Annotated in this window: 20 protein-coding genes; 14 read left to right on the top strand and 6 right to left on the bottom strand. The window is 63.4% G+C overall.

The genetic code is table 11. The annotated features are described in order from the left end of the window. The first annotated feature begins 10 nt into the window (after positions 1 to 10). From AC1TQG_RS26895 to AC1TQG_RS26925, 7 genes are all read left to right on the top strand, one after another. Positions 11 to 865 carry an amidohydrolase family protein gene (locus tag AC1TQG_RS26895; RefSeq protein ID WP_482141987.1) on the top strand — a complete coding sequence of 285 codons (855 nt, stop codon included), beginning with the start codon at positions 11 to 13 and terminating at the stop codon, positions 863 to 865. Positions 866 to 887: 22 nt separating this feature from the next. After that, on the top strand, positions 888 to 1,985 hold the full coding sequence (locus tag AC1TQG_RS26900; RefSeq protein WP_482141988.1) for an acyl-CoA dehydrogenase family protein: 1,098 nt from the start codon (positions 888 to 890) through the stop codon (positions 1,983 to 1,985). A 14-nt stretch (positions 1,986 to 1,999) separates the two neighbouring features. Continuing rightward, positions 2,000 to 3,193 (top strand): acyl-CoA dehydrogenase family protein, encoded by a 1,194-nt coding sequence (locus AC1TQG_RS26905; protein ID WP_482141989.1) that lies wholly within the window; start codon positions 2,000 to 2,002, stop codon positions 3,191 to 3,193. 54 nt (positions 3,194 to 3,247) lie between these two features. After that, on the top strand, positions 3,248 to 4,453 hold the full coding sequence (locus tag AC1TQG_RS26910) for an amidohydrolase family protein (RefSeq protein ID WP_482141990.1): 1,206 nt from the start codon (positions 3,248 to 3,250) through the stop codon (positions 4,451 to 4,453). A gap of 227 nt (positions 4,454 to 4,680) precedes the next feature. Further along, complete coding sequence (locus AC1TQG_RS26915; RefSeq protein ID WP_482141991.1) at positions 4,681 to 7,422, top strand: ABC transporter permease subunit; 2,742 nt, start codon at positions 4,681 to 4,683, stop codon at positions 7,420 to 7,422. Then, positions 7,419 to 8,138, top strand: coding sequence for an ABC transporter ATP-binding protein (locus AC1TQG_RS26920; RefSeq protein ID WP_482141992.1), 720 nt, complete (start codon positions 7,419 to 7,421; stop codon positions 8,136 to 8,138). Before AC1TQG_RS26915 ends, AC1TQG_RS26920 begins: the two co-directional genes overlap by 4 nt. 36 nt (positions 8,139 to 8,174) lie before the next feature. After that, positions 8,175 to 9,434, top strand: coding sequence for an ABC transporter substrate-binding protein (locus AC1TQG_RS26925; RefSeq protein WP_482141993.1), 1,260 nt, complete (start codon positions 8,175 to 8,177; stop codon positions 9,432 to 9,434). A gap of 94 nt (positions 9,435 to 9,528) precedes the next feature. Here the strand turns inward: AC1TQG_RS26925 and AC1TQG_RS26930 are convergent, their stop codons facing one another. Continuing rightward, complete coding sequence (locus tag AC1TQG_RS26930) at positions 9,529 to 10,749, bottom strand: CaiB/BaiF CoA transferase family protein (RefSeq protein ID WP_482141994.1); 1,221 nt, start codon at positions 10,747 to 10,749, stop codon at positions 9,529 to 9,531. A gap of 138 nt (positions 10,750 to 10,887) precedes the next feature. Here AC1TQG_RS26930 and AC1TQG_RS26935 point away from each other — a divergent pair, with 138 nt between their 5' ends. The 4 genes from AC1TQG_RS26935 (at position 10,888) to AC1TQG_RS26950 (ending at position 15,686) form a co-directional block, all read left to right on the top strand. Continuing rightward, positions 10,888 to 12,444: an aldehyde dehydrogenase family protein gene (locus AC1TQG_RS26935; RefSeq protein WP_482141995.1), complete on the top strand. Its 1,557-nt coding sequence runs from the start codon at positions 10,888 to 10,890 to the stop codon at positions 12,442 to 12,444. A gap of 58 nt (positions 12,445 to 12,502) precedes the next feature. After that, positions 12,503 to 13,351, top strand: coding sequence for a mycofactocin-coupled SDR family oxidoreductase (locus tag AC1TQG_RS26940; RefSeq protein ID WP_482141996.1), 849 nt, complete (start codon positions 12,503 to 12,505; stop codon positions 13,349 to 13,351). A 66-nt stretch (positions 13,352 to 13,417) separates the two neighbouring features. Next, the gene (locus tag AC1TQG_RS26945) at positions 13,418 to 14,227 is read left to right on the top strand and encodes an NAD(P)-dependent oxidoreductase (RefSeq protein WP_482141997.1); all 810 of its coding nucleotides are present in this window, start codon (positions 13,418 to 13,420) and stop codon (positions 14,225 to 14,227) included. 10 nt (positions 14,228 to 14,237) lie between these two features. Continuing rightward, complete coding sequence (locus AC1TQG_RS26950; protein WP_482141998.1) at positions 14,238 to 15,686, top strand: coniferyl aldehyde dehydrogenase; 1,449 nt, start codon at positions 14,238 to 14,240, stop codon at positions 15,684 to 15,686. Between the two features lie 50 nt (positions 15,687 to 15,736). Here the strand turns inward: AC1TQG_RS26950 and AC1TQG_RS26955 are convergent, their stop codons facing one another. The 4 genes from AC1TQG_RS26955 to AC1TQG_RS26970 are packed head-to-tail and all read right to left on the bottom strand — an operon-like array spanning position 15,737 to position 20,234. Next, positions 15,737 to 16,354, bottom strand: a complete 618-nt coding sequence (locus AC1TQG_RS26955) for a cysteine hydrolase family protein (RefSeq protein WP_482141999.1) — start codon at positions 16,352 to 16,354, stop codon at positions 15,737 to 15,739. Then, positions 16,351 to 17,367: a Rieske 2Fe-2S domain-containing protein gene (locus AC1TQG_RS26960; protein WP_482142000.1), complete on the bottom strand. Its 1,017-nt coding sequence runs from the start codon at positions 17,365 to 17,367 to the stop codon at positions 16,351 to 16,353. Before AC1TQG_RS26960 ends, AC1TQG_RS26955 begins: the two co-directional genes overlap by 4 nt. An 11-nt stretch (positions 17,368 to 17,378) precedes the next feature. Continuing rightward, positions 17,379 to 18,881, bottom strand: coding sequence for an acyl-CoA carboxylase subunit beta (locus tag AC1TQG_RS26965; protein WP_482142001.1), 1,503 nt, complete (start codon positions 18,879 to 18,881; stop codon positions 17,379 to 17,381). A 51-nt stretch (positions 18,882 to 18,932) separates the two neighbouring features. After that, positions 18,933 to 20,234 (bottom strand): amidohydrolase family protein, encoded by a 1,302-nt coding sequence (locus AC1TQG_RS26970; RefSeq protein ID WP_482142002.1) that lies wholly within the window; start codon positions 20,232 to 20,234, stop codon positions 18,933 to 18,935. Positions 20,235 to 20,387: 153 nt separating this feature from the next. Here AC1TQG_RS26970 and AC1TQG_RS26975 point away from each other — a divergent pair, with 153 nt between their 5' ends. Both AC1TQG_RS26975 and AC1TQG_RS26980 read left to right on the top strand, forming a co-directional pair. Then, positions 20,388 to 21,455 (top strand): NAD(P)H-dependent amine dehydrogenase family protein, encoded by a 1,068-nt coding sequence (locus AC1TQG_RS26975; RefSeq protein ID WP_482142003.1) that lies wholly within the window; start codon positions 20,388 to 20,390, stop codon positions 21,453 to 21,455. Between the two features lie 18 nt (positions 21,456 to 21,473). After that, positions 21,474 to 22,709 (top strand): cytochrome P450, encoded by a 1,236-nt coding sequence (locus AC1TQG_RS26980; protein ID WP_482142004.1) that lies wholly within the window; start codon positions 21,474 to 21,476, stop codon positions 22,707 to 22,709. A 67-nt stretch (positions 22,710 to 22,776) separates the two neighbouring features. Here AC1TQG_RS26980 and AC1TQG_RS26985 read toward each other — a convergent pair whose 3' ends face one another. Then, a complete protein-coding gene (locus tag AC1TQG_RS26985; protein ID WP_482142005.1) occupies positions 22,777 to 23,814 on the bottom strand; it encodes a zinc-binding dehydrogenase in 1,038 nt (345 codons plus the stop codon). Positions 23,815 to 24,423: 609 nt separating this feature from the next. Here AC1TQG_RS26985 and AC1TQG_RS26990 point away from each other — a divergent pair. After that, positions 24,424 to 26,010, top strand: coding sequence for a Na+/H+ antiporter (locus AC1TQG_RS26990; RefSeq protein ID WP_482142006.1), 1,587 nt, complete (start codon positions 24,424 to 24,426; stop codon positions 26,008 to 26,010). Positions 26,011 to 26,054: the final 44 nt, after the last annotated feature.

Raw genomic sequence — 26,054 nt, forward strand, 5'->3', positions numbered from 1 at the left:
ATTCGCTCACATGCCAACACAAGTAACCGCCACTCCGGCAATCGATTGCCTGGTCAACGTCCACTTCGGCGAGACCGCGCAGCAACCCGGCTGGATGCTGAAGGTGCGCGACGACTACTTCAAAGGTCCCAAGTCGATGTTCGGACCGGTGGATATGGCCGAACTACTCGACGAGATGGATGAGCAGGGTGTGCGCAAGGCGATCCTGATGGACAACCTCGCAACTCCGTCGACCACCGCCCGTAAGTTCGTCGAGGCCGAACCCGACCGGTTCACCCTCGCGATGGGCGGCATCAACCTGCTCAAGCCGATGCCCGCACTCCGGGAACTGACCGCGGTTGTCCGAAACCTACCGGTGACGTATGCGGTGGTGGGACCGAGCTTTTGGGGTGACGGAATGTATCCGGCCAGTGACGCGGTCTACTACCCGCTCTACACGAAGTGCGTGGACCTGGACCTGCCGCTCTGTATCAATACCGGGATACCCGGCCCGCCGATACCCGGTGAGGTGCAACATCCGATCCATCTCGACCGGGTCTGCGTGCGTTTTCCCGAGCTCCGGTTGTGCATGATCCACGGGGCCGATCCCTGGTGGGATGTAGCGATCCGGCTTCTCGTCAAATACAGCAATCTGCGGCTGATGACATCGGCCTGGTCGCCGAAACGTCTGCCGGAGAGCCTCTTGCACTACATGCGGACCCGTGGGCCGAACAAGATCATCTTCGGTTCGGACTGGCCGGTACTGCCGATGCGGCGGGTTTTGCCGGAAGCGGCAGCACTTGATCTGCCTGCCGATGTGCTCGAGAACTACCTCTACAACAACGCTCAGGACTTCTTCTTCACCGGCGCGATACAGGAGCAGTGACCCCGGATATGGAGCAATGATCATGGACCGCTACGAATTGCGCAGGCTGGATTACACCCTGTCGCCAGACCAGCTCGACCTGCAGGTGGCCTACTCGAAGTTCTTCAGCACCCATTCGGGGATCGAAGTGGCTCGTGCCGCCGAACCCGAAGGTATCGACAAGAACCTTTGGGAACGACTGTGTGCCACCGGTGCCACGTCGATGGCGGTGCCGGAGTCGGTTGGCGGTGACGGTGCCACCCTGGTCGACCTCACGCTGGTGGCCGAGGAGATCGGCAAGTCTATTGCGCCGGTCCCATGGATCGATCACGTGTGTGCCGCGCGGCTGCTGGCCAGAACCGGTGTGCTGAACGAAGATTCCGCGTTCACGCGGGACGTTGTCGCCGGTAGACAGTTGGTGGTACTGGACCCACACGGCGACGAGGTGGAAGGACCCCGGCTGGTGGCCGCGGCTTCGGCGGCCGACCACATCATTCTGCGAGACGGCGACAACATCGTCAGGTTGACCGCCGACACCCGGCCGGCCCGGGTCAGCAACATCGGACACCTGCCGATGGCCTGGGTGGATCCTGCCGGGGGCGGTCATCGCACCGTGGTGGCCAGTGGACCGGAGGCGATTTCCGAATACGAACTGGCGCGCGATGAATGGCGGGTGCTGACCGCCGCGGCTCTGGCCGGTCTGGTCGAGAAGACGATGCAGATCGCTGCCGAGTTCGCCAAGAGCCGCTACACGATGGGCGTTCCGATCTCGACACTGCAAGGCATTTCACATCCGCTGGCCAACATGGCGATCGTGGTGGAGTCGGGCCGCAATCTGTCGCGGCGGGCGGCCTGGTTCCTCGACAACGAGCCGGATGAGCGGCGTGAGCTCGGCGCTGCGGCCTTTGTCTACATGGCAGAAGAGGCCACGCGCTCGGCGGCCGGTGCCGTCCACGTCCAGGGTGGATTGGGTGTCACCACCGAAGCGGCGGCCACCGCGTACCTCGTCCGCGCCAGGGGATGGCCGCTGGCGGGCGGAGATCCGGCGATCAGTGCGCGGCGGGTTGCCGAGATCATCGGGGCTCGCGAAAGCGCGCAGGACACGTTTCGGGCGCATACGCCGACGCCGGTAACGGTCTAGGAAGGGACGCGGACATGGATTTCTCAAAGGTCGAACTGGCAGCGGAAGATCAGGCGTTCCTCGACGATGTGCGTGCATTTCTCGGCACCCATGTCACCGACGAGGTGATCCGCCGAGATCGCGAAAGCGGCGACAACTTCGACGAGGCAGTACATATGGCAATGGGTGCGGCGGGCTATCTCTCGGCCGAATTCCACACGGAGACCGAAGGTGGCTTCACTCGGATCCAGCGGCGCATCTGGCAGCTGGAGAAGCGTCGGTCCCACGCTCCGTGGGTGACGTGGGGGACAACATCGATCGTGGCGCGGTCGGTGTTGTCGTTCGGTTCGCAAGAACTCCGGGACGAGGTGCTCCCTGGTGTCTTCAGCGGTCACATCCGGATGTGCCTGGGTTATACCGAGCCCGAGGGGGGTTCGGATATCGCCACCTCCAAGACCCGAGCCGTGCGGGATGGTGAGCGCTGGATCATCAACGGGTCCAAGATGTTCACCACAGGTGCCCACAACAGCAAATACGTCTTCCTGATCACCAACACCGACCCGGACGCCAAGAAACACAAGAGCCTGACGATGTTCCTGGTGCCGCTGGATTCACCTGGCGTCGAGATCCAGGGCATCCGTACCGTCGACGGGGACCGGACGAACATCGTCTACTACAGCGACGTCGAGGTCGACGACCGTTACCGGCTCGGTGAGGTGAACGGCGGCTGGGCCGTGCTGATGGGGCCGCTCAGCGTCGAGCACGGTGTGACCGAGCGCAAGCCCGACGGTCTGGACGACATCGCGATCATGATGCATCAGGGCCTGTACATGGCGACAACCGTCGACAAGGTCGCGGCCGCGGTGTCACGTGAGACACGCTCTGGCAAAAAGGCTCTCGATGATTCGTCGGTGGCGTACCGGCTCGGTCGCAGTGCCGCCCGGATGGAGGCATCGCTGTCGGCGCCTGGCATGTTCGGCCGGGTGGCCATCGCCCAGGCAATGCGTGACACGGCCCCGGATCTGATGGACATCCTCGGTACCGCGTCGACCTTGCCGGTCGAGACCGACGGCGCCGCCGATGACGGTGCATCGGAGTACCTGTACCGCTGGGCTCCGCTGTGTGGCATCTACGGCGGCACCTTGGAGGTGTTCCGCAACATGATCGCGCAGCACGCTCTCGGGCTGGGACGCCCCGACTATTCGCAGGCGAAGGCCAAAGCAGGTTAGGAACAGCCGATCAATCCTGTGCACAACAATTTTGACAACTAGGAGCGTGCAATCATGCCGTCGCGCAAAGTCAACTTCCCGGTGTTCGATTCCGACAGTCATATGTACGAGACACAGGAGGCCCTGACCAAGTTCCTCCCGGAACACGCCAAGGGCACGATCCGCTACGTCGACATCGATGGGCGCACCAAGATCGTCGTCCGCGACACGATCAGCGAGTTCATCCCCAATCCGACATTCTCCGTTGTTGCCGCACCGGGGGCGCAGGAAGACTACTTCCGCAACGGAAATCCGGAGGGCAAAAGTGCCCGGGAGATCATGGGCAAGGCGATGAAATCGATTCCGGCGTTCCGGGAACCGGCGGCCCGTCTGGAGAAGATGGATGAGCTGGGTGTCGACTACGCGTTGATGTTCCCGACGCTGGCCTCCCTTGTCGAGGAGCGTCTGAAGGACGATCCGGAACTGACACACGATGTGATCCACGCGCTCAACGAGTGGATGTTCGAGCAGTGGTCGTTCAACTACGAGGACAGGATCTTTGCGACGCCGGTCATCACGCTCCCGATCGTGGACCGCGCCATCGAGGAGTTGCACTGGGCCCTCGAACGGGGAGCCCGCACGGTGCTGGTGCGTCCGGCACCGGTTCCCGGGTTCAGGGGGTCGCGGTCTTTCGGTTTCGAGGAGTTCGACCCGTTCTGGCAGGCCTGCGTCGATGCCGGCATCCCGGTGTCGATGCATGCCTCGGACAGTGGCTACTCCGAAGTGCTCAACATCTGGGAGCCGGCATCGGAGTTCAAGCCGTTCGCCCCGACCACGGGCTTTCGGACGGCCGCGATGGGCAGTCGCGCCATCGAGGATGCAATGACCGCGTTGACCTGTCACGGGACCCTGTCGCGGGTGCCGGATCTCAAACTCCTGCTGATCGAGAACGGGGCGGACTGGCTGCCGACATTGTTCCGCAACCTCGAGAACACCTACAAGAAGCTGCCACAGTTGTTCCTGGAGAACCCCATTGAGGCATTCAGGCGTTGCGTGTATGTCAACCCGTTCTGGGAGGACAGCTACGCCGAGGTGGTCGACCTGCTCGGAGCCGATCACGTTCTCTTCGGTTCGGACTGGCCGCATCCGGAGGGATTGCAGGACCCGTTGAGTCTGATCGACAGCAAACTTGCCGGCCTCTCCGAAGAGGACGTCCGAAAGATCATGGGTGGCAACATGTCCAGGCTGCTCGGTATCGAGGCGAAGGTTCAGGTGGGCTAGCGGAGAGCCGCTCGACACCCGGCTGATGGCGCCGATCTGCCCACGTGCAGATCGGCGCCTTTGTTTGTGTCCAATGATCGGACGATAAGTCTTTTGGGTCGGATGTCCCAGTAATCCCAATTCAACTATTGTTCCTACCGTTTCGTTTACCGTAGGGGCATGTCCGACAGTCTCGGCCGCCGATCACGGGGCCGGGTGTCGGGCCTCCGATCTCAAGAAAGCCGCCCATGACCGAGCATCTTCAATTCCTCGTCCTAGGTATCAGTAGCGGTGGTGTATTCGCTGCTCTCGCAGTGGCTCTGGTGCTCATCTATCGGAGTTCGGGGGTCGTCAACTTTGCCACCGGTGCGATCTCGCTGTACGGCGCGTACGTGTATGCCTTCCTGCGGGAAGGCGAATTCGTGCTCCTGGTCCCGGGGGCGCCGAAATCCGTGGATATCGGCGGTGATCCGGGATTCTTGATCTCCACGATCATCGCGGTGATCTTCTGCGCACTGCTGGGTCTGGTCATGTATGTCGTGATCTTCCGGCCGCTGCGCAAGGCACCGCCGATCGCGCGGGCGGTTGCGTCCATCGCCTTGATGCTTGTCATGGTCGCGGTGGCGGCCAAGCAGGTCGGAACGCTTCCGGTTGGAGTCGATGCCATCTTCCCCGTCGACATCTGGACGGTGGGCGATGTTCGGATCCCGCAGGACCGGATCTACTTCGCGCTCACGATCATCGCCATCGCGGTTGCCCTGGCCGCGGCCTATCGGTTCACCCGCTTCGGCTTGTTCACCCGCGCGGCGGCGGAAAGTGAAGAGGGTGCGTTCGTCAGTGGGGTCTCACCCGATCGGACCGCTGCCTACAACTGGATGATCGGTTCCGGTGTGGCGGGCCTCGGCGGCATCTTGATCTCGCCGATCGTTCCGCTCACCCCGACGGCGTACACGCTCTTCATCGTTCCGGCGCTGGCCGCGGCGATCATGGGACGCTTCACGTCGGTGCTCGCGGCCACGGCCGCCGGGTTCGCGATCGGGATGTTGCAGTCCGAGGCGACGTACTTACCGCGGGTCTATGAATGGCTCCCGTCGACCGGTCTGGTCGAGTTGGTCCCGCTGGTCCTGATCCTCATAGTTCTGGTCGCCTGGGCTCGGCCGCTTCCTTCCCGAGGCGGGGTCATCGTTGCCGAATTGGGCAGTGCGCCATATCCCAGGCGATTGTGGTCGACGACGATCGTGGCGACTGCGGTCGCTGCGGTCGGTGTGATCGCACTCGGCGGTGACGTGCGGTCGGCGTTGATCACCAGCCTGATACTCGCGGTCATCGGACTCTCGCAGGTTGTTGTCACCGGCTACGCGGGGCAGGTGTCACTGGCACAGCTCGCCTTGGCAGGCACCGCAGCATTCCTGGTCGGACCCATCACCGAGAACTGGGGCGTCCCATTTCCGATCGCGCCCCTGCTGGCGGCAGCGGCGGCCACGGTACTGGGGGTCATGATCGGACTCCCGGCGTTGCGCGTCCGCGGGTTGACGCTGGCGGTGGTGACCCTCGCGCTGGCCTATGCGATCGAGGCATTGTGGTTCCGTAACACCGACATCGTCGGCTCGAGCGGAATCGAGGTCCCGGCACCGAAGCTGTTCGGAATCGACCTCGGGATCGGGATCGGCAACGACTATCCGCGGATCGGGTTCGGCCTGCTGTGCCTGGTGGTACTCGTGGCGGTGGCTGTCGGGATCGCGTTGCTGCGACGGAGCAGGCTCGGCACGCGGATGCTGGCCGTCCGCGCCAACGAACGGTCTGCCGCGGCCTCCGGTGTCGACGTGACCCGAACCAAGTTGCTGGCGTTCGCAATCGGTGCATTCATCGCCGGCATCGGTGGCTGCCTGTACGCGTATCAACAGACGAACATCTCGTATCAGCCGTTCATGGCCATCGCCGGTCTGACTCTCTTTGCCACCGTCTATCTCGCGGGGGTGACCTCGATCTCCGGTGGCATCCTCAGCGGCATCCTCGGAGCGGGTGGTCTGGTCTTCTATGCCGCAGACCAGATGATCGGGGACAGCACCGGGGATTGGTATCAGGTTGCTGTCGGCGTCGGGCTGGTGCTGATCGTTCTGCTCAACCCCGAGGGTCTGACCGGACCCGCGCACCGGGCCATCGCGCGGATGGGACGGCCCTCCACCAGTGGTCGCGTCGGATCTGTTGTGGCGGTAAATGTACCGGCCGCCGACCACAGCCCGGTGGAGCTCGGTGAACCGATTCTGAGCCTGCGCGAGGTCACGGTTCGCTATGGCGGAGTGGTGGCGATCGACAACGTGGGGTTCGACGTGCCGCGAGGCGCCATCATCGGCCTGATCGGACCGAACGGTGCGGGCAAGTCGACTTTGATCGATGCGATCAGTGGGCTGGCACGTTCGACCGGCACCATCACCCTCGACGGCGAGGACCTCACGGGAAAACGTACCCACCAACGTATCCGAGCCGGATTGGCCCGCACATTCCAGGCGATCGACCTGTACGAGGATCTCAGCGTCCGGGAGAACGTACTGGTCGGCCTCTCGGCCCGCGGCGCCGACCATGGACCAGGAGGTGACGACGACGTCACCGCCGTGTTCGAACTACTGGGACTGTCCGAGGTCGGTGACATTCGTGCCGGTGAACTGTCGCAGGGCCAGCGCCAACTCGTGTCGATCGCCAGAGCGCTGGCGGGGCGGCCGAAAGTGCTCCTCGTCGACGAGCCGGCCGCTGGACTCGATACGACCGAAAGTCATTGGCTCGGTGAGCGGTTGATGGCCATCCGGGCGAGCGGGGTGACGATTGTCCTGGTAGAGCACGACATGAGTTTGGTGCTCAGTGTTTGTGACCGCATCGAGGTGTTGAACTTCGGTCGCACACTCGCGTCCGGCACGCCCGCGGAGATACGTAGCGATCGCGCGGTCACCGAGGCCTACCTCGGAAGCACCTTTGCCGGGGAGGCCGTGAAATGAGCTTGCAAGTTATCGGTTTGGAGGCAGGCCACGGCAAGGGCAAGGTGGTCGGCAAGCTCGATCTGGAGGTTCCCGGCGGGTCTGTGCTTGCGATCCTCGGTCCGAACGGCGCCGGGAAATCAACACTGTTGCGGACGATGGCGGGATTGCTTCCACCACTGCGCGGCACGACGAGCGTGGACGGTCGTGAGCTCGCCGGTGGCCGTCCGGTGGCGGCGAATCGTGCGGGTCTGGTTCTGGTACCGGACAATCGGGCGTTGTTCAGCTCGCTGACCGTCGAAGAACATCTGTCCATCGCACACCGGCGCGGTGGCCCCGAGATCTCGGAGATCGTGGACTTGTTCCCGGCCTTGCAGCCTCGGTGGGAGGTGGCGGCGGGTTCACTGTCGGGTGGCGAACAGCAGATGCTCGCCATCGCCCGAGCGCTGGTGCAGGCACCGAAGGTATTGCTCATCGACGAGATGAGCATGGGCCTGGCCCCCGTGATCGTGGAGGGTCTGCTTCCGGTTGTCCGCCAGATCGCCGAAACCACCGGTGCCTGCGTCGTTCTCGTGGAACAACATGTGCGCCTGGCCCTCGAGGTCGCCGATCACGCGATTGTGATGGTGCACGGCAACGTCACGCTCCGCGGTACCGCGACAGAACTTCGCAGCGCGCCGCAGCGACTCGAAGCCGCGTACCTGGGAGGTGGCATTGCCGTAACGCCGAACACCTAGCCCCAGCAAGCGTCTCAAATGTCAGGAGATCAGTACATGTTCAGTTTGTCGAGAAAGCGGTGGGCCGTTCTGCCCTGCGCCGCGGCTGTCGTGGCGCTTGTCGCCACCGGGTGTTCGAGCGACGACAGCAGCTCATCGGATTCGACCACAGCCGACCAGTCTGTCTTGGGCGAGGTCAATCAGGCCACGGGTGAGCCGATTCCGATCGCGTTCGCGTGGACCGGGGCCAATGCGGCGACCCACGTCGAGGAGTTGAAGGCGGCGAACGCGGCCGTCGGCTACATCAACGAGTACCTCGGTGGTATCAACGGCAGGCCGATCGAGCTCACGGAGGTGTGTGAAGATCAGATCCAGGTCGCAGCCGCCCGTGAATGCGCCAACAAGTTCGTCCAATCCGATGCGGTGATCACGGTGACCGGTGAGTTCGCGAATGCCGACACCGTTGCGAGCATCACCTCTCCGTCGGGGATGCCCTATCTGTCGGTGTCCGGTGGCGGGCAACAGGTGTTGTCGCTCCCGAACACCTTTGTCCTGGGCAATCCGCTCGCACCGATTCTCGGAACACCGGCGGCATATGCCAAGGAGAAGGGGTACAAGAAGGTCGCCATCCTTGCGATCGACGCGCCGAACGCGGTGCAGCCTATCCAGTTCCTCGGCCCGATGGCCTTCGGAAATGCCGGGGTGGAAATGGATCTGGTGACGATCCCGCCGGGAACCGCTGACGCGACCCCGCAGGTACAGGCGGCGTTGTCGAATGATCCGGACATGTTCCACATTCTCGGTGACGTCCCGTTCTGTACGGCAGTGCTCAAGGCGATGCGGACACTGAACACCGATCAGGAGACGATGCTGATCACGCAGTGCATTGGAGGCGAGGACGTTGCTTCTCAGATCCCCGGTGGCTACGCGGACATGCCGGTCGGGGTGTCGAGAGATCTGTCGCCGACGCAGAAGGACTATCAGATCTTCGCGGCAACACTGGCCAAATACAACGGTCAAGGTGCTGAAACGGCCGGATCTCCCTGGGTTGGCCTGGTGTCGTTGCAGCGGGCCTTGAACGGCATGGAAGGCGAAATCAACCGGGAGACGATCGCGGCCAGACTCGCAGCGATGCCGGAGCCTCAATTGGTACCGATGGCAGCCGGTCTCACGTTTCAGTGCGGCACCAAGCCGATTCCGGTGACACCGAACGTCTGCACGAAGGACGGACTCATCGGCATGGCGGAGGAAGACGGCACGGTTGTCGACATCAAACCCATCGATGTCTCTGCCCTCTTCACGCGCCAGGCCACCTGAACAACCTGACCGACCTCAAACGAAAGAACTCTGGCGCCGGGGGAAATCCCCGGCGCCAGAGTTCTTTTCGGTCCTTTCGGGTTGTCGCCCCGGGTCAGATGATCGCGCCGGCCTCTTTTGCGGCGATGATCTCGTCCCAGTCCATGCCGAGTTCGAGGAGTATGGTCTCGGTGTGTTCACCGTATTCGGGGGCGCGGGCGCCATCGGGTGCGGTGTTGTTGAATTGAATTGGTGCACTGACGGTTTGAAAGGCGACACCGTCGTCGTCTGTTGCCGTCAGGAGGTAGCCATTGGCGGCGACCTGGGGGTCGTCGAGGACTTCGCGGGGTGTGGCAAGGCCGGCCCAGACGCCGGGCTCGTCGGCCAGGATCTTGCCCCATTCCGCCAGATCGCGGTCGGCGAAGACCTTTCGCAGCTCCGCGGTGGCGAGATCTTTGTTGGCGACCAGGTTGGCGATCGGTGTGAACCGTTCGTCGGTCGCCAGTTCTGGACGTCCGATCCGGTCGCAGAAACCGGCCCAGTATCGGTCGGCCTGTAGGAACACCAGCTGCAGCCACCGATTGTCGCGGGTCTTGTAGCGATTGACCACCGGGTTGGGAGCTTCGCCCGGCGGGTACGCGGGGATTCGATCGATCCCGTAGTGGTCGGCGGCGGCGATGTCCGGTGCGACGGCCCACATACCCTGTGCCAGTAGCGAACCGTCGACGATATCGGGTTCGCCGGTGCGCTCGCGATGGAACAGTGCGGCGGCGATACCGCCGGCCAGCGTGCTGCCGCCCTGCAGGTCGCCGAACGCCGGACCCTGGGCGAACGGGAACTCGCTGCCGTCGGGTGTCAGTGCGTAGGCCACCCCGGCCCGGGCCGTGTAGCCGGAGGCGTCGAATCCACCTTTGTCGCGGTCGGGGCCCAGTGATCCCTGCCCACTGCCTCGGGCGATGATCAACTGTGGGTTGAGTTCGCGCAGCGCGTCGACGGTGAGGCCGGCCCGTTCGAGTGGGCCGGGCAGCCAGTTGGTCAGGAAGACATCGGCGTCGGCGATCAGTTTGGCGAAGATCGCCTTGCCGTCGGGGGTTTTGATGTCAACGCCGATGCTGCGTTTGCCGCGATTGCCGATTTCCATCATGAAGTTGACCTTCACCCGCGAGTCCTGCGGCTGCAGTCCGCCGACGGTGAGCTGCCGACAGGGGTCGCCGCCACGGGTGTCCTCGATCTTGATCACATCGGCGCCCCAGTCGCGCAGGATGACGCCCGCGCTCGGGACGTATGTCCATGAAGCCAGCTCGACCACGGTGACACCGCTCAGCAATGAGGACATCCGCACTCCCTTTCCAACTGTTTGACGCACATAATGTTCGAGCCTACTGTAAGAACTACAGTTAGTCAGCCCGTCAGCGTCCGGGCTCACGCGGGTCCGCGTCGGTACCTCTGCAGTTCTCGATGATCAGGAGACGACTTGAGCAACGTCAGCATCGAAGGGCCGGGTATCGAAGGTGCCGAAACCAGTGTGGAACTCGGACAACGCGTCGGTCGCCGAGCAGAGACGCGGATGCTCATCGATGGACAGTTGGTCACTGCGGCCGATGGCGCCGAATACGACAATCTGAGCCCGGCGACGGGACGGGTCCTCGGAGTGGCCGCTGCGGCGGGTACGGCGGACATGGTGCGGGCCATCGGCGCAGCCCGGCGGGCATTCGACGAGACGGACTGGTCTACCGATCGCGCGCTGCGGCGACGCTGCCTGGGGCAACTACAGGCGGCCATCGAGGCCGAGCAGGAGGACCTGCGTGAGGAACTGATCGCCGAGGTCGGCTGTCCGGTGGCGACAACACAAGATGCGCAACTGGATTGGCCGCTGGCGCGGTCACTGCGTTATCCGGCAGACCTGATCGAGGGGTTCGAGTGGGAACGTGTCCTGGACGGCGGGGGACTGTTCGGCGAGCGCAATGTACGTAATGTCGTGAAGGAAGCGGTGGGTGTGGTGGCGGCGATCTGTCCGTCGAACTACCCGATCGAAGTGATCCTCAACAAGCTGGGTCCGGCACTGGCGGCAGGCAATACCGTTGTACTCAAACCGGATCCGAACACCCCGTGGAATGCCACGCGGCTGGGCCGTCTGATCGCCGAGCACACCGACATCCCGGCCGGTGTGGTGAATGTCGTGACCACGCCCTTCAACGAGGTCGCGGAGCTGCTTGCAACCGATCCGCGCGTCGACATGCTCTCGTTCACCGGGTCGACCGACGTGGGCAAGCTGCTCATGCGCCAGGGCGCGACCACCATGAAACGCACATTCCTCGAACTCGGTGGCAAGTCGGCGCTGATCGTGCTCGATGATGCCGACCCGAGCCGGATCATCTACGGCGCACTGGCTTCCACCGCTCACGCGGGTCAGGCCTGTGCGGCAACATCACGGATACTCATCCACCGGTCGCTGTTCGATGATGCCGTGGCCGACGTGGCCGCTGGGTTCGAAATGCTTCCCGTTGGTGATCCGGCCCATGCGGGTACCTTTGTCGGTCCGGTGATCAGCGATGCGCAGAAGTCGAGAATCCTTGCGCACCTGGATCGGGCGCGCGCCGACGGCGCCGAGTTCGTCACGGGCGGCCGGACCCCGGACAACCTGCCCGAGTATCTGGCGGGCGGCAACTTCGTGCAACCGACTGTGATTGTCGGAGTGGACAACTCCGCTGCCATCGCCCAGGACGAGATCTTCGGTCCGGTGGCCGTGCTCATCCCGTTCGACGACGACAACGATGCGGTCCGGATCGCCAACGACAGTGCCTTCGGGCTCGCCGGTGCGGTCATGTCGGGTTCGACCGAGCGCGGGTTGAAGGTCGCGCGCCGCATCCGGACCGGATCGATCGGTGTGAACGGCGGGATGTTCTACGGCGCCGACGCACCGTTCGGCGGTTTCAAGAACAGCGGTGTCGGGCGGCAATGCGGCATCGAAGGTTTTGCGCAGTACCTCGAGACGAAGACCATCGCGCACCGGGCGCCGAAAGCGCACTGAGGCGTGCCGCGTTCGGCGACGCACAGACCGAATCCATCACGAGCAAAGGGATCAGCACATGGGAAAACTGGACAACAAGGTGGCGGTGGTGTCGGGTGCCGCACGCGGCCAGGGGCGTTCGCACGCGGTGAATCTGGCGGCCGAGGGTGCCAGCATCATCGCACTGGACATCTGCGCCGACCTCGAGGGCAACACCTATCCGCTTGCCCGACCCGAAGATCTGGAGGAAACGGCTCGGCTGATCGAGAAGGAGAACGTCCGGGTGGTCACCGCGGTGGTTGATGTCCGCGAACGTGCCGCGGTGTGGAAGGCGGTGGCCGACGGTGTCGAAGAACTGGGACGGCTCGACATCGTGGTCGCGAACGCCGGCATCTGCGCGATGGGTGACGGGCAGACCATGCAGTCGTGGTCGGACACGATCGATACGGATCTGTCGGGTGTTTTCAACGTGATCCAAGCCAGCCTGCCTCACATCGCTGACGGGTCCTCCATCATCGCAACGGGTTCACTGGCCGCGCAGCTCGGAAGTGCCACCAACCAGGGACCGGGTGGCTCGGCGTACAGCCTGGCCAAGCAGATCGTGGCCCGGTACGTCAACGATCTGTCGATTCAGCTGGCCAAGAGGATGATTCGCGTCAACGCGGTCCACCCCACCAACGTCAACACCGACATGCTGCACAACGAGGGCATGTACAAGGTGTTCCGCCCCGATCTGGCTGCCCCGACCCGCGAAGACGCCGAGATGGGCTTCCCTGCGATGCAGGCGATGCCGGTTCCGTACATCGAACCGCAGGACGTCTCGGACGCGGTGGTCTTCCTCGCCAGCGACGCGTCGAAGTACATCACCGGCACGCAGTTGCGGATCGATGCCGGCGGCTACATCAAAGCCAAGCCGTGGAAAGGGTGACGAGTAGGGATGACGAGTAGGGATGACGAGTAGGGATGACGAGTAGGGATGAGGAGGGATGAGGCAATGTCAGACGTGATCGGATTCATCGGGGCGGGGCAGATGGGTGAGCCCATGGTCACCCGTCTGGTCGCCGCAGGCCATGACGTGCTGCTCTATGCGCGCAAAGATGAGGTGCGGACCCGACTGGCGGATCAGGGCGCACGGCTTGCGGATTCGGTTGCCGAGGTCGCTGCCGGTAGCGACATCACGATCCTGTGCGTCTTCTCCGATCCTCAGCTTCTGGAGCTTGGTCGGGGAGAGGGCGGGTACATGGCCAACGCCAGATCGGGCTCCGTTGTGGTCTCCCACACCACCGGACTCCTGAGCACCCTGACCACACTGAAGACGGAGTATCCCGACGGCCCGGAGCTGATCGATGCACCGGTGAGCGGATCTGCCGATGACATCCTCGCCGGCACGCTGACCGTCTTGCTGGCAGGCCCGGAGCCGGTACGTGAACGCGTCCGGCCGGTCCTGGCTGCGTACGCCGACCCGATCATCGACACCGGTGACGTGGGAAGTGCGTTGGCGCTCAAGCTGATCAACAATGTGCTGTTCGCCGCCAATGCTCAATTGGTCGCCTCTGCGATCCAACTGGGGGAGAAGCTGGGCGTCGAAGAAGCTCAATTGCTCGAGGCCTTGGCTGTGTGTAGCGGTGCCAGCAAGGCGGCGCAATCACTACAGCTCATCGGTGGACTCCAGGGCTTCACGGACCTGGCCGGTCCATACATCGCCAAAGACGTGGCGGCCTGCATCGCCTCGGCCGAGGAATCGAGCGTTGATCTCGGCTTGCTGCGGTCGGTGGTCGAGACCGGTCCGATGAACATCACGTGATGGCTCAGTAATGGGCACCGAGATCGCGGAGGCCCTGGACAAGCAGCGAGCATCGTTCCTGCAGGATGGTCCACCGGATGCCGCGCTGCGGCGCAACCGTATTGATCGTCTGATGGCACTGGTCCTCGAGCACTCCGACGAGTTCGTTGAGGCCATGGTTCGTGATTTCGGTACCCGGTCGAGAACCGCAACACTGATGACGGAGATCTTCGGGATGATCTCCGTCATCGAACACACGCGGTCCAACATCCCACGGTGGATGCGGACCACCCCGGTGATGCGCGCGGGTCGGTTGGCCGGGATCACGGCGCAGGTGCAGCCGACGCCGCTGGGCGTCGTCGGCATCGTCGGACCGTGGAACTTTCCGCTGAATCTGGTGATACTCCCCGCGGCAACCGCGTTCGCCGCCGGCAACCGGGTGATGATCAAGATGTCCGAGATCACCTCACACACCGCTGAGCTGACGGCACAACTGGCGCCGCGCCACTTCGACGACACGGAGTTGGTGGTCGTCACCGGTGGACCCGACATTGCCGCCGAATTCGTCGCCCTGCCTTTTGACCATCTCTTCTTCACCGGTTCACCGGCGGTCGGCAAACTCGTTGCGCGCGCCGCCGCCGAGAACCTGGTCCCGGTGACCCTGGAGCTCGGTGGAAAGAACCCGGTGGTGGTCGCCCCGGATGCCGATATCGTGCGATCGGCGCAACGGATTGCCAAGGGCCGCATGGTCAATGGCGGTCAGGTGTGTGTCTGTCCGGACTATGCGCTGGTACCCGAAGAGCACGCCGAGACGTTTGTCGACGGGGTCCGGGCAACGTTCTCGGCGATGTTTCCGACGATCATCGACAACGACGACTATTCGTCGTCGGTGAACCAGGCGAACTTCGAGCGGATACTCGGCCTCCTCGATGAGGCACGTTCACATGGCGGCATCGTCGAGTCCGTTGCCCCCGAAGGCGAAGTTCTGCCGGACGGACGGACCCGCAAGATCGCGCCGACGATCGTCTCGAACATCAACGAAGAGATGACGATCGCGCACGACGAGATCTTCGGCCCGGTGCTGGTTGTCCGGACATATCGGGATCTGCCGGACGCCATCGACCAGGTCAATCGGCGACCGTCACCGCTGGTGGCCTACTGGTTCGGCCCCGACGACAACAACTTTCGGACATTCGTGCGGCATACGCGCAGTGGGGGAGTTGCCCGCAACGACTTCGCCATCCACATGATGCCGTCGGATGCGCCCTTCGGCGGTGTCGGGAACAGCGGTACGGGCGCCTATCACGGCAAAGCGGGGTTCGACGCGTTCAGCCACCACCGCACGGTTGTCGGGACCGATCTGCGCTTCTCGGTGACAACCGGGATCGCGACACCGCCGTTCAGCGGTCCGATGCGCAGGGGCGGCGACCTCGCCATCGCCATGGTTCGGTGGCGGACCCGTCGCAGGCTGAAGTCCTGACCGACCACGCGGTGTCGAGGCGGGGTCGCAGACCGTGAGGCGGGGCAGGGCTATTGCTTCCATGCCTCGATCAGTTTGTCGGTGGTGGTGATGGTGGCCAGCAGTGACAGGGTGTTGTCGATGACGGCGTTGCCGTACTCGGTGGGGATACCGGCCACCGCATCCCTCGGAACGACGACGCGGTAGCCGGCGTTGACCGCGTCCATCACCAGGTTCGGGATCGCCACATTCAGCGAGACCCCCACTGCCACGATGGTGCTCACGCCCAGGTTGCGCAGGATGGGGTCCAGATCGGTGCCGCCCATCGGCCCGAGTCCGTGCCACCGGCGCAAGACGAGGTCTGACGGGTCCGGTCCGAACTCGGGGATCAATTCGGCACCCGGCGTTCCCGGGGTGATACCGACCTCGGTCCTTCCGAGGGCGAACAACTTGGCATTGTGGTTGGAGCCCAATCCATCCGGTCGTCGCTGCACCAGGGCGTGCACCACCTGAATACCTGCCGAACGCGCCGCGGGCAACAGTCGGACGATGTTGGGCAGCGCCTCCCGGCGGGCCTCGTCGGCAAGCATCCGCAGACCTGCGTCGGGGCCGACCACCGCTCCCTGCAATTCCTGGGTGATGACTGCGGTGCGACCGGGCGCAATCAACTCGGAGAGATCGACCTTCACGATGAGGTACCGACTGCCTCGGTGGGCGGGACGTCGTAGAACTGTGTTGCCCACTTGCGCATCGCCCGAAACGGTGGCGCATCAACCCGGGACAGTGGCGGATGCTCTACATACTCCTGGTAGCGCCAGATACTGAGGTCCTCGAATACCGTGACGAGGAACTGTTTTTCGACCTTCTCCCGGACGTCATCGGGCGGGATATCGGATTCATCGCCAGGGTTGCGCGGCCACCAGATCGAATAGAAAAGGTCGGAGTAGCCGTCCTCGACCGGTGTGCAGGCGAAGATCAGACGATAGTTGGTGGCGCCCTCGAAAGCGCTGATGGCAAAACCCAATCCAGAGAAATGGCTGTGGATGAACAGCGCCATCTTGTCCGGATCATCGCTGCGCACATCGGGCCAGCCGGTGAGGAATCTCCACTCGTTGTCGACGACTTCCCAGTTCAATCCGACCGGGGTGACGGTGGCATTGTGGACGTATCTGAAATGGGCGCTGTCAGGGCCGTTTTCGGCAACGATCTGCGGGTGGACCGGTTCGTGCTCGGACTTGCGGGCGAACTCGGGATACGGCCGGTAGTAGGCGTCCGCGTCGGTCGGGAATTGCGGAAACTTCCCGAACAGGTCCGGCAGCTCCCACTTGGGTGGCTCACCGCGGGGGTGATGCCACATGAACACCAGGCCGTACTGCTCCTGAACCGGGAAGGTGCGCAGTGTCAACATCTTGTTGGGTCGATCGGGTTCGTCGGGCCGGAATTGGTTGACGCCGTCCGGGCCCCACTGCCAGCCGTGGAACGGGCATTCGACGCAGTCGCCCACCACCTTTCCGCCGTGCCCGAGGTGCGCACCGAGATGCCGACAGCGCGCCGAACTCACGTGCATGTCCCCGGACTCGCCCCGGTAGGCCACCAGGTCTTCGCCGAAGTACTTCAGCGGCCTGGTCTCGCCGACCGGATACTCCTGCGACCAACCGATCACGAACCAGCCGGTGACCTTCCAGGTGAACGGAACCTTCATGGGTTGACCTCTCAGGGGGTGATGGTTGTTCGCATGACGGGCTGGGCCGCAGCCTGCCGGCCGCGCAGCGCACGTTCCAGTGAGGTGAGAAGTGCGTTGCGTGTCTCGGTGGGATCGATGAGTTCATCGAAACCGAGGTGTCCGGCCGATCGGTAGGACGCCTCGAGTTCCATTTCACGAAGCACCGTGCTCATGTCCTCCTTCGCGTTGGACGCCCGGCTCAACGCGGCGGCACTCATCGCGCCCATGGTTGCCCCGGGATAGGCGAAAGTGGCTGCCTGGCCGTCGAATCCGATCAGGGACATGACCATCGAGCCGAATCCGTAGGCCTTACGAAGGGTGACATGCAACTTGATGGTGGTGGCACCGGTTTGTGCCGCGAACATCCGCGCACCACTTCGAAGGACACCCCTGCGCTCGGACTCGCTGCCGGGGAGCATCCCGGGGTTGTCGGCAAGGAAGATCAGCGGGAGATGGAACGAATCGGCCACGTTGATGAAATGGGCGGCCTTGTCGGCGGCATCGGAGTTGATGGAACCGGCCATCGTCTGCGGCTGATTGGCCACGACCGCAACCGGATGACCGCCCAGATGCGCGAGCGCACAGATGATCGCCGGACCGAACGTGGGCTGAACCTCGAAGTAGTCGGGACGGTCGAAGACGATATCGAGTACGTCGTGCATGTCGTAAACCCGCCGACTGTCACGCGCGATGACGTCGAGAAGCTCTGCGGTGGCGCGTTGCTCGTTGTCATCGTCGTCGCCTGCGGGCAGTGACGGCGGATATGACCAGGCGCTCGACGGGAAGTAACCCAGATACCGCCGTAGGTCGTCGAGGGCGGCTTCATCGTCGTCAGCCAGGTTGTGGATGACGCCGCTGGCAATCGCGGTGGCCGGTCCGCCGAGATTCTCTTTCGAGATGGTTTCTCCGGTCGATTCTTTGACCACCGGAGGTCCGGCGGTGAAGATCGCGCCCTGCTCGGACATGACGGTGAAATCGGAGATGGGGGCGACCAGGGCGCCGTGCCCGGCCGAGGAACCGAGTACCGCGGTGACCAGCGGGACCTGACCCGAACACTGCGCTTGTGCCAGCAGATCGGTGGGTGTGCGTCCGTATGCGTGGGCGGTGGCGCGGAACCCGGCCCCTTCGAGCATCATGACCAATGGGATCTTGTTGCGCACAGCAAGTTCGGCGATGCGGTAACGCTTGGAGTTGCTGCCCGGCGCGATGGTGCCCGCCATGGTGGTGAAGTCTTCGGCACCGATCATCACCGGGTTTCCGTTGACCAGGCCCGAGCCGACAACGATGCCGTCGGAGGCGATCTCACCGCCGACAAGGGTGCCGAACTCCTGGAAGCTACCTGGATCGAGGAATCGTGCAACCCGTTGCCGGGCATCGAGTTTGCCCTTCGCGTGATGTTTGGCAACCTTGTCCGGCCCGCCCATTTCGTGTGCGCGCTGACGGCGGCGCTCGAGATCGGAGAGCGTTTCCTTCCAGCCCTGTGCGTTTGTCATATGCCTCGTTCCTCTTCGAAAATGCTGGTGACGGGTCGAAAGTGGTTGGGCCTATGTGGCGGCGGAGTGCCTGGTGGCCGCCTTGATCTGGGTCTGGAAGTTCGCGAGCTTCTGGGCTGCATCGATGGTGTGGTGGCTGCGGGCCTGAATGCTGATGTCATGGCCGGAGGCCGCCGCACGCAGTGCGCCCACGGTCGCATTCTCGCGAGGCACATGTCCGAACGGGTCAAACGAATACCAGCGCATTGCGTTGAGATGGGTGATCTTGTCGATCTCGTCGTCAGGGACGTTTTCGGCGTCGAACACCTCGGACAGCTCTTCGGGGGCATTGGGCCACACCGAATCGCTGTGGGGATAGTCCATCTCCCAGCTGATGTTGTCGACGCCGATCTCGTGACGGAGTTTCACTCCGAGTGGGTCGCTGATGAAGCAGGTGAGGAAGTGCTCACGGAACACCTCACTCGGGAGTTTGCCCCCGAAGTCCTGCAAGGTCCACGTCGAGTGCATTTCAAAGGTGCGATCGACCCGTTCGAGGAAGTAGGGGATCCAACCGGTTCCGCCCTCGGAGAGAGCAACTTTCAGATCGGGGTAGTCCTTGATCGGCTTGGACCACAACAGGTCGGCCGCGGCCTGCACGATGTTCATCGGCTGCAGGGTGATCATCACATCGGGTGGTGAATCGACGGCCGGGATCGAGAGCCGGCCCGAGGAACCGATGTGGACCGACAGCACGGTCTCGGTGTCGACGAGGGCCTTCCAGAGCGGATTCCAGTACGGGTCATGGAAGCTCGGATAGCCCAGGGCTGCCGGGTTTTCGCTGAATGTCAGTGAGTGGACGCCCTTTTTGGAGACTCTGCGGACCTCCTCGGCGCACTGCTCGGCATTCCAGATGACCGGCAAAGCCATCGGGATGAATCGCCCCGGGTGCGCCCCGCACCATTCGTCGATGTGCCAGTCGTTGTAGGCCTGCACGAGCGCGAGCGAGAAGTCCGGGTCGTCGGTTGCGAACAGGCGCGCGGCAAAACCCGGGAACGAGGGGAAGTTCATCTGTGCCAGCACACCGCCTGCGTTCATGTCCTTGACGCGCTCATCGACGTCGAAGCAACCTGGGCGGATCTCGTCGAGTCCGTCGGGTTCGAGGCCGTACTCCTCTTTGGGGCGCCCGGCCACTGCGTTGAGTGCGACGTTCGGGATGACGATGTCGCGGAACTTCCACACGTCGGCGCCGCTGTCCTGGTGTACCAACTGCGGCGCGTCGTCGAGGTACTTCTTCGGTAGGTGATTCTTGAACATGTCGGGAGGTTCGATGATGTGGTCATCGACGCTGATCAGGATCATGTCATTTTTGTCCACGACTGTTCTCCGTTTCGAGGGCCATACAGTATGGCTTTCAATTTAGCGTGCATCGAGGTGCTTGGGAAGGTGTCGCAGGCTAGTGAAAGTGGGATACTGTACGACTTACAGTTACATGGTGCAGCCCGGACCCGGTGAGGAATACGTACGCGCATGGACAGACTTCGAATCATCCAGTGGGCCACGGGTTCTGTAGGCAGGCATGCCGCGGCCGCGGTGGTGGGACATCCCGACCTGGAGCTGGTGGGGGCATATGTCCACAGCGACAACAAGGTCGGCCTCGACGTCGGTGAGATCTGCGGGATCGCCGACACCGGTGTGCTCGCGACGAACAGCGTTGCGGACATCACCGCGCTCGACGCCGACTGCGTTCTCTACATGGCGCAGGGGGAGATGGATCCGATGGGCGCCATCGACACCATCTGCCAACTGCTCGCCTCCGGCAAGAACGTCGTCTCCACCGCGGTGACCGCTCTGATCTATCCGGCGAGCCTCGGCGCGGATGTGGTGGACCGGTTGGAGGCGGCGTGCGCACAAGGCGGATCGTCGATGCACGCCACCGGTATCGAGCCGGGCTGGGCGGCAGAAGTGGTGCCGTTGATCATGTCCGGGCTGTGTAGGCAGGTGGACTCGATCCTCGTCCAGGAACTACTCGACTATGGCGAGTACGACAGCCCTTCGATGCTGTTCGACATCATGGGTTTCGGAAAGCTGCCAGAAGAACAGGTGCCGATGGCCGACCCGGTGCTCGCCGGATCGTCATTCCGGGCCCCGCTGATGTTGCTCGCCGACGGACTGGGCGCCACCATTGACGACTTCACCTTCGACCGGCAGGTGGCGGTCACCGACGAGCCGTTCGAGGTGAAGGCAGGCCCGGTTGCGGCCGGAACCGTCTCGGCCCAGCGATTCAGTTGTACCGCCATCATCGATGGCAGGCAGGCGTTGACCGTCGAACACATCACGCGGCTACGCGACGATCAGGCGCCGGACTGGCCAACCGGACGAGGATGGAAGGTCACCGTGGCGGGCGTGCCCTCTCTGGTTCTCGAAGCGCAGATCGCCACCGCCGGTGAGGACGAGAACGAGCAGGCCTGCCTGGGCACCGCGATGCATGCCGTGCACGCGATCGAACCCCTCTGTGCAGCGGCACCGGGTATTCGCACATTCCTGGATCTGCCCATGATCATCGGGCGGTACGTATTGTCCAGCCCAAAGAAGTGATCTGTAAGGGGATTTCGTATGACAGTTCCGAGTACCGATGATGCAGCGCGGGTGCTCGCTGATCCATCGGCATACACCGACGACGCGCGCCTGCACGACGCGCTGACGCACCTGCGGGCCACGGCGCCCGTCTCGCTGGTGGAGGAGCCGAACTACCGCCCCTTCTGGGCGATCACCAAACATGAAGACATCATGGCGATCTCGCGCAACAACGCCCTCTTCACCAACTTTCCGCGTCCGGTTCTGATCAAATCCGTGCAGGAGGAGATGGACATCGCGAGCCAGGTGAAGACGCTGATCCACATGGACGATCCCGAACACAAGGTGGTGCGGGCGATCGCGGGGGACTGGTTCCGTCCCAAGGCGATGAGGGCGATGAAAGCCCGGGTCGCCGAACTGGCCGCGATCTATGTCGACAAGATGCGTGCAATGGACGGCGACTGTGACTTCGTCCAAGAGATCGCGGTGAATTATCCGCTGTACGTGATCATGTCGCTGCTCGGCGTACCCGAGGCCGACTTCCCGCTGATGCTCAAGCTCACGCAGGAGCTGCTCGGTGGTGACGAACCGGAGTATCACCGCGGTGACACCCAGGAAGATCGCACCATGGCACTACTGGAGATGTTCGAGTACTTCAACGCCGTGACCGCTGCTCGGCGCGAACATCCCACGGATGATCTGGCGTCGACGATTGCGAACGCGACCATCGATGGTGCGCCGCTCTCCGACATCGAGACGGTGTCGTACTACCTCATCATCGCCACCGCCGGCCATGACACCACCAGCGCGACCATCGCAGGCGGAATGCAGGCGCTGATCGAAAACCCGGATGAGCGAGCACGTTTGGTCGCCGATCCGGGTTTGATGGCGTCGGCCGCCGAAGAGATGATCCGGTGGACCACGCCGGTCAAGGCCTTCATGCGGACCGCAGCGCAGGACACCGAGGTGCGTGGGGTGCCGATCGCGCAGGGGGAGTCGCTGCTGTTGTCCTACGTGTCGGGCAACCGGGACGAAGACGTCTTCGATGACCCGTTCCGATTCGACGTCGGCCGCAGCCCCAACAACCACGTCGCCTTCGGCTACGGGGTCCACTTCTGCCTCGGCGCCGCGCTGGCCCGGATGGAGGTCAGCAGCTTCTACTCCGAACTGCTGCCACGCTTGCGGTCGGTGGAGCTGACCGGCGAACCCGAACTGATCGCCACCACCTTTGTCGGTGGGCTCAAACATCTGCCGATCAGAGCAACGGTGGTGTGAAGCGGCAGCATCAAGCCGACGGCTCCTCTGCCGCCCCACGTTGCCGACGGGAGCGCCGCGCAGGTGGCTACGGCTGCACGAGTGTCTTGAGGGATTCGCGGGCGTTCATGGCCCGGTAGCCGTCGGCCGTGTTGTCCAGTCCAACGGTGAGGTCGAACACCCTCCCCGGGTTGATGCGGCCGTCCAGCACCTGTGGGATGGCGTGCTCGATATACGCACGCACGGGTGCCGGTCCACCGTTGAGGGTGACGTTCTTACCGAACAATGACCCGAAACCCACGGGGGCGGCCTCGTATTGGGGCACACCGACACGAGAGATGACGCCGCCGGGTCGCACGATTCCGTAGGACTGTTCGTAGGCGGGCATGTGACCGACGGCCTCGAGGACCACGTGCGAGCCGAGTCCGCCGGTCAGGTCCATCACCTTCGCGATTCCTTCTTCGCCACGCTCGGCGACCACATCGGTGGCGCCGAACTCTCGACCAAGATCGGTGCGAGTGGTGTGGCGGCCCATCAGGATGATCCGTTCGGCACCCAGTTGTTTGGCTGCGAGCACTGCCGAAAGCCCCACTGCGCCATCGCCGATGACGGTGACGGTTTTGCCGGGGGAGACGTTACCCATGTGGGCGGCGTGATAACCGGTGAGATAGACGTCCGACAAGGTCAGCAGAGAAGGCAACAACTCGGAGGTCTCGTCCACGGGAACCGCCAGCAAGCTGCCGTTGGCCTGTTGCACGCGGACTGCTTCAGCCTGCGCGCCACCGATACCGGGTTGTCCATACCAGCCACCGTTGACGCAGGCGGTCTGAAAACCCTCCTGGCAGAAGACACAGGTGTTGTCCTGAAACGCGAAGGTGCCGATGACGAAGTCACCCTTCTTCACGGTGGTCACATCCGCGCCGATGTCTTCGACGACGCCGAGGAACTCATGGCCCATCGGGGTCGGCGCCTGCGAACCCGCCATGCTGTTGTAGGGGTGCAGATCGGATCCACAGACGCAGGCACGGACAACTCGGACGATCGCGTCGCTCGGCAGCTGAATCGTCGGATCGGGTACGTGTTCCACACGCACGTCGCCGGCGCCGTACATGAATGTTGCTCGCATCGATGATCTCCACTGTTGGTTGGGTCGGTCTGCTGGTTTGGGTCGGTCGGGGCGACGTGGATGAACATCGCCGACAAAGACCAGCGTTGTCGCAGTGTCGGGCGTCTGGGAGAGCCCGCCGATGCAGGTACTGCCGGTACCCCCCTCCACGGTGCAGATATGTGACCACCCTGTGCGCGGACTCACTCTCCGGGTGGAGGTCGGCCGGGCTCGGCAGTTCGGATATGCCGCGGTATGGCGGCGATAAACTTGTGCGGTACTTCTCGACGCAGGAGCGCGACATTTCGGTCGATTTAGCCGGTGATCGTGCACAACTGGGAACCTGCAGCTGGTGGTCACATACGAGCGGCGGCAAAACAGGTGGATCGCCGTCAAGGCTGTCGCCAGCACATTCTGACTGCTGGCCTGCGCAAGGTTCCGCGTCCATGTCAGGGATCAACCCGATACCGGTAATCACAGTCCCTGCCGCGCCGGACATCGATCGGGTTGACTGGCGCCAGATCGACCTTGACCGCGGCGCACAGCATCGGACCAAGACTGACGTCGTCAACCGCGAGAGGGGAGAGCGGCAACATCGGCGGCGGTTTGAATTGAAAGTGTGGTGCTCAGATGGAATCGCTCGAGACGGTCGTCTTGATCGGAGCACTCCTGGTTGTGGGTGCGGCAATCGCTCCACGTCTGCGTATTCCGGTCCCGTTGGCATTACTTGTCCTGGGAGTCTTGGCGGGTTTCGTCCCGCAGGTACGCGAAATCCATCTCCCTTCTGAGGCGGTATTGGTTCTGTTCTTGCCCGCTCTGCTGTTCTGGGAGAGTCTGACCACGTCTTTGCGTGAGATTCGCAGAGATCTGCGGGGCATCCTGTTGCTGAGCACGCTGCTGGTGGTCGCGACCGCGTTCGGGGTCGCTGGTCTCGGGACGGCACTGGGAATGTCCTTTGGGGCCGCACTCATCTTGGGTGCTGCCCTTGCGCCGACGGACGCGACCGCCGTTGGGGCGATGGCACGATCGCTACCGCACCGGAACATGACATTGCTGCGTGCGGAGAGCTTGATCAATGACGGCACAGCGCTGGTGATGTACACGATCGCAGTCGGGGTGGCCGTCGGGGACCGCGTGTACACCGGCTGGTCGATCACTTGGCTGGTCGTCGTCGCCTACGTGGGTGGCGGCGTTCTGGGTCTCGCCATCGCGTGGCTGGGGACTCTGCTGTTGCGACAACTGGACGAGTCGCTGGTCATCAACACGACGTTGCTCGTGATTCCCTTCCTCGCCTTCATGTTGGCGGAATTGGTGGATGCGTCGGGTGTCGTGGCTGTGGTGGTGGCCGGCCTCTTCATCACCCAGTCCGGCCCGTGGGTGAGCACCCCGGTGTCTCGACAGCAGACGTACGGATTCTGGTCCCTGTCGACCTTCGTTCTCAATGGCGCACTGTTCGCGCTGATAGGGATCGAAGCGCAGTCGGCGGTCCGCGCGGTGGAAACCTCTCAGATCGCGCCGCTGATCCTTCTGACGATCGCGGCATGGGCATTACTGCTGATCATCCGGTTCCTGTTCCAAATGGGAGCGGTATATCTGATCCGCCTTGTCGACCGGCGTCCGGCACAGCGCGGCCGGCGCATGCCACATCGCGCGCGTGTTGTCAGCACGGTCGCCGGTTTTCGTGGCGCGGTGTCCCTTGCGGTCGCTCTCTCAGTGCCTGCCACGTTCACCAGCGGTGAGACGTTTTCGGGTCGGGATCAGATCATCTTCGTCGCAGCCGGCGTGGTGCTGCTCAGTCTGGTCGTGCAGGGTCTGATGCTTCCCGCCGTGCTGCGGTGGGCACATCTACCCGCCGACCATTCGGGCGAGGAGGAACTCGCAGCTGCGCAACGTGCGATGGCGCAGGAAGCCGTTGGCGTCGTGGAGAAGTTTGCGGACGACCTCGGTGTCAGCGAACCGGTGCGATCGAAAGTCTTGGAGGACTACCGCGAACATCTGGCCGTTCTCGACGCGGATCCCGACCGCGCTGAGGAACAGGAACTTCTCAAGCGCAGCCATGAGGACGTGCAATTGCGTTTGGCGATCCTCGACCGGAAGCGAGAGGTGGCGATCGCGCTCCGCGATCGCGGCGAGATCGGTGGCACCACGCTTCTGACGATCCAGGCTCGGCTCGACCGGGAGGTGCTGCGGCTCACCCAACCAGAGGTCCTGGAGTAGTCCGCCGACCCGTGACTGGATCTGATGGACAAAACCCGGCCCGG

It is taken from the genome of Williamsia sp. Y844, from assembly GCF_056786475.1.

Bases quoted from the DNA above. Each gene is read 5' to 3' on its own strand.
- AC1TQG_RS26900 (WP_482141988.1), top strand. From the start codon at position 888: ATGGACCGCTACGAATTGCGCAGGCTGGATTACACCCTGTCGCCAGAC.
- AC1TQG_RS26925 (WP_482141993.1), top strand. From the start codon at position 8,175: ATGTTCAGTTTGTCGAGAAAGCGGTGGGCCGTTCTGCCCTGCGCCGCG.
- AC1TQG_RS26920 (WP_482141992.1), top strand. From the start codon at position 7,419: ATGAGCTTGCAAGTTATCGGTTTGGAGGCAGGCCACGGCAAGGGCAAG.
- AC1TQG_RS26895 (WP_482141987.1), top strand. From the start codon at position 11: ATGCCAACACAAGTAACCGCCACTCCGGCAATCGATTGCCTGGTCAAC.
- AC1TQG_RS26910 (WP_482141990.1), top strand. From the start codon at position 3,248: ATGCCGTCGCGCAAAGTCAACTTCCCGGTGTTCGATTCCGACAGTCAT.
- AC1TQG_RS26940 (WP_482141996.1), top strand. From the start codon at position 12,503: ATGGGAAAACTGGACAACAAGGTGGCGGTGGTGTCGGGTGCCGCACGC.
- AC1TQG_RS26945 (WP_482141997.1), top strand. From the start codon at position 13,418: ATGTCAGACGTGATCGGATTCATCGGGGCGGGGCAGATGGGTGAGCCC.
- AC1TQG_RS26905 (WP_482141989.1), top strand. From the start codon at position 2,000: ATGGATTTCTCAAAGGTCGAACTGGCAGCGGAAGATCAGGCGTTCCTC.
- AC1TQG_RS26990 (WP_482142006.1), top strand. From the start codon at position 24,424: ATGGAATCGCTCGAGACGGTCGTCTTGATCGGAGCACTCCTGGTTGTG.
- AC1TQG_RS26965 (WP_482142001.1), bottom strand. From the start codon at position 18,881: ATGACAAACGCACAGGGCTGGAAGGAAACGCTCTCCGATCTCGAGCGC.
- AC1TQG_RS26985 (WP_482142005.1), bottom strand. From the start codon at position 23,814: ATGCGAGCAACATTCATGTACGGCGCCGGCGACGTGCGTGTGGAACAC.
- AC1TQG_RS26950 (WP_482141998.1), top strand. From the start codon at position 14,238: ATGGGCACCGAGATCGCGGAGGCCCTGGACAAGCAGCGAGCATCGTTC.
- AC1TQG_RS26980 (WP_482142004.1), top strand. From the start codon at position 21,474: ATGACAGTTCCGAGTACCGATGATGCAGCGCGGGTGCTCGCTGATCCA.
- AC1TQG_RS26975 (WP_482142003.1), top strand. From the start codon at position 20,388: ATGGACAGACTTCGAATCATCCAGTGGGCCACGGGTTCTGTAGGCAGG.
- AC1TQG_RS26930 (WP_482141994.1), bottom strand. From the start codon at position 10,749: ATGTCCTCATTGCTGAGCGGTGTCACCGTGGTCGAGCTGGCTTCATGG.
- AC1TQG_RS26960 (WP_482142000.1), bottom strand. From the start codon at position 17,367: ATGAAGGTTCCGTTCACCTGGAAGGTCACCGGCTGGTTCGTGATCGGT.
- AC1TQG_RS26915 (WP_482141991.1), top strand. From the start codon at position 4,681: ATGACCGAGCATCTTCAATTCCTCGTCCTAGGTATCAGTAGCGGTGGT.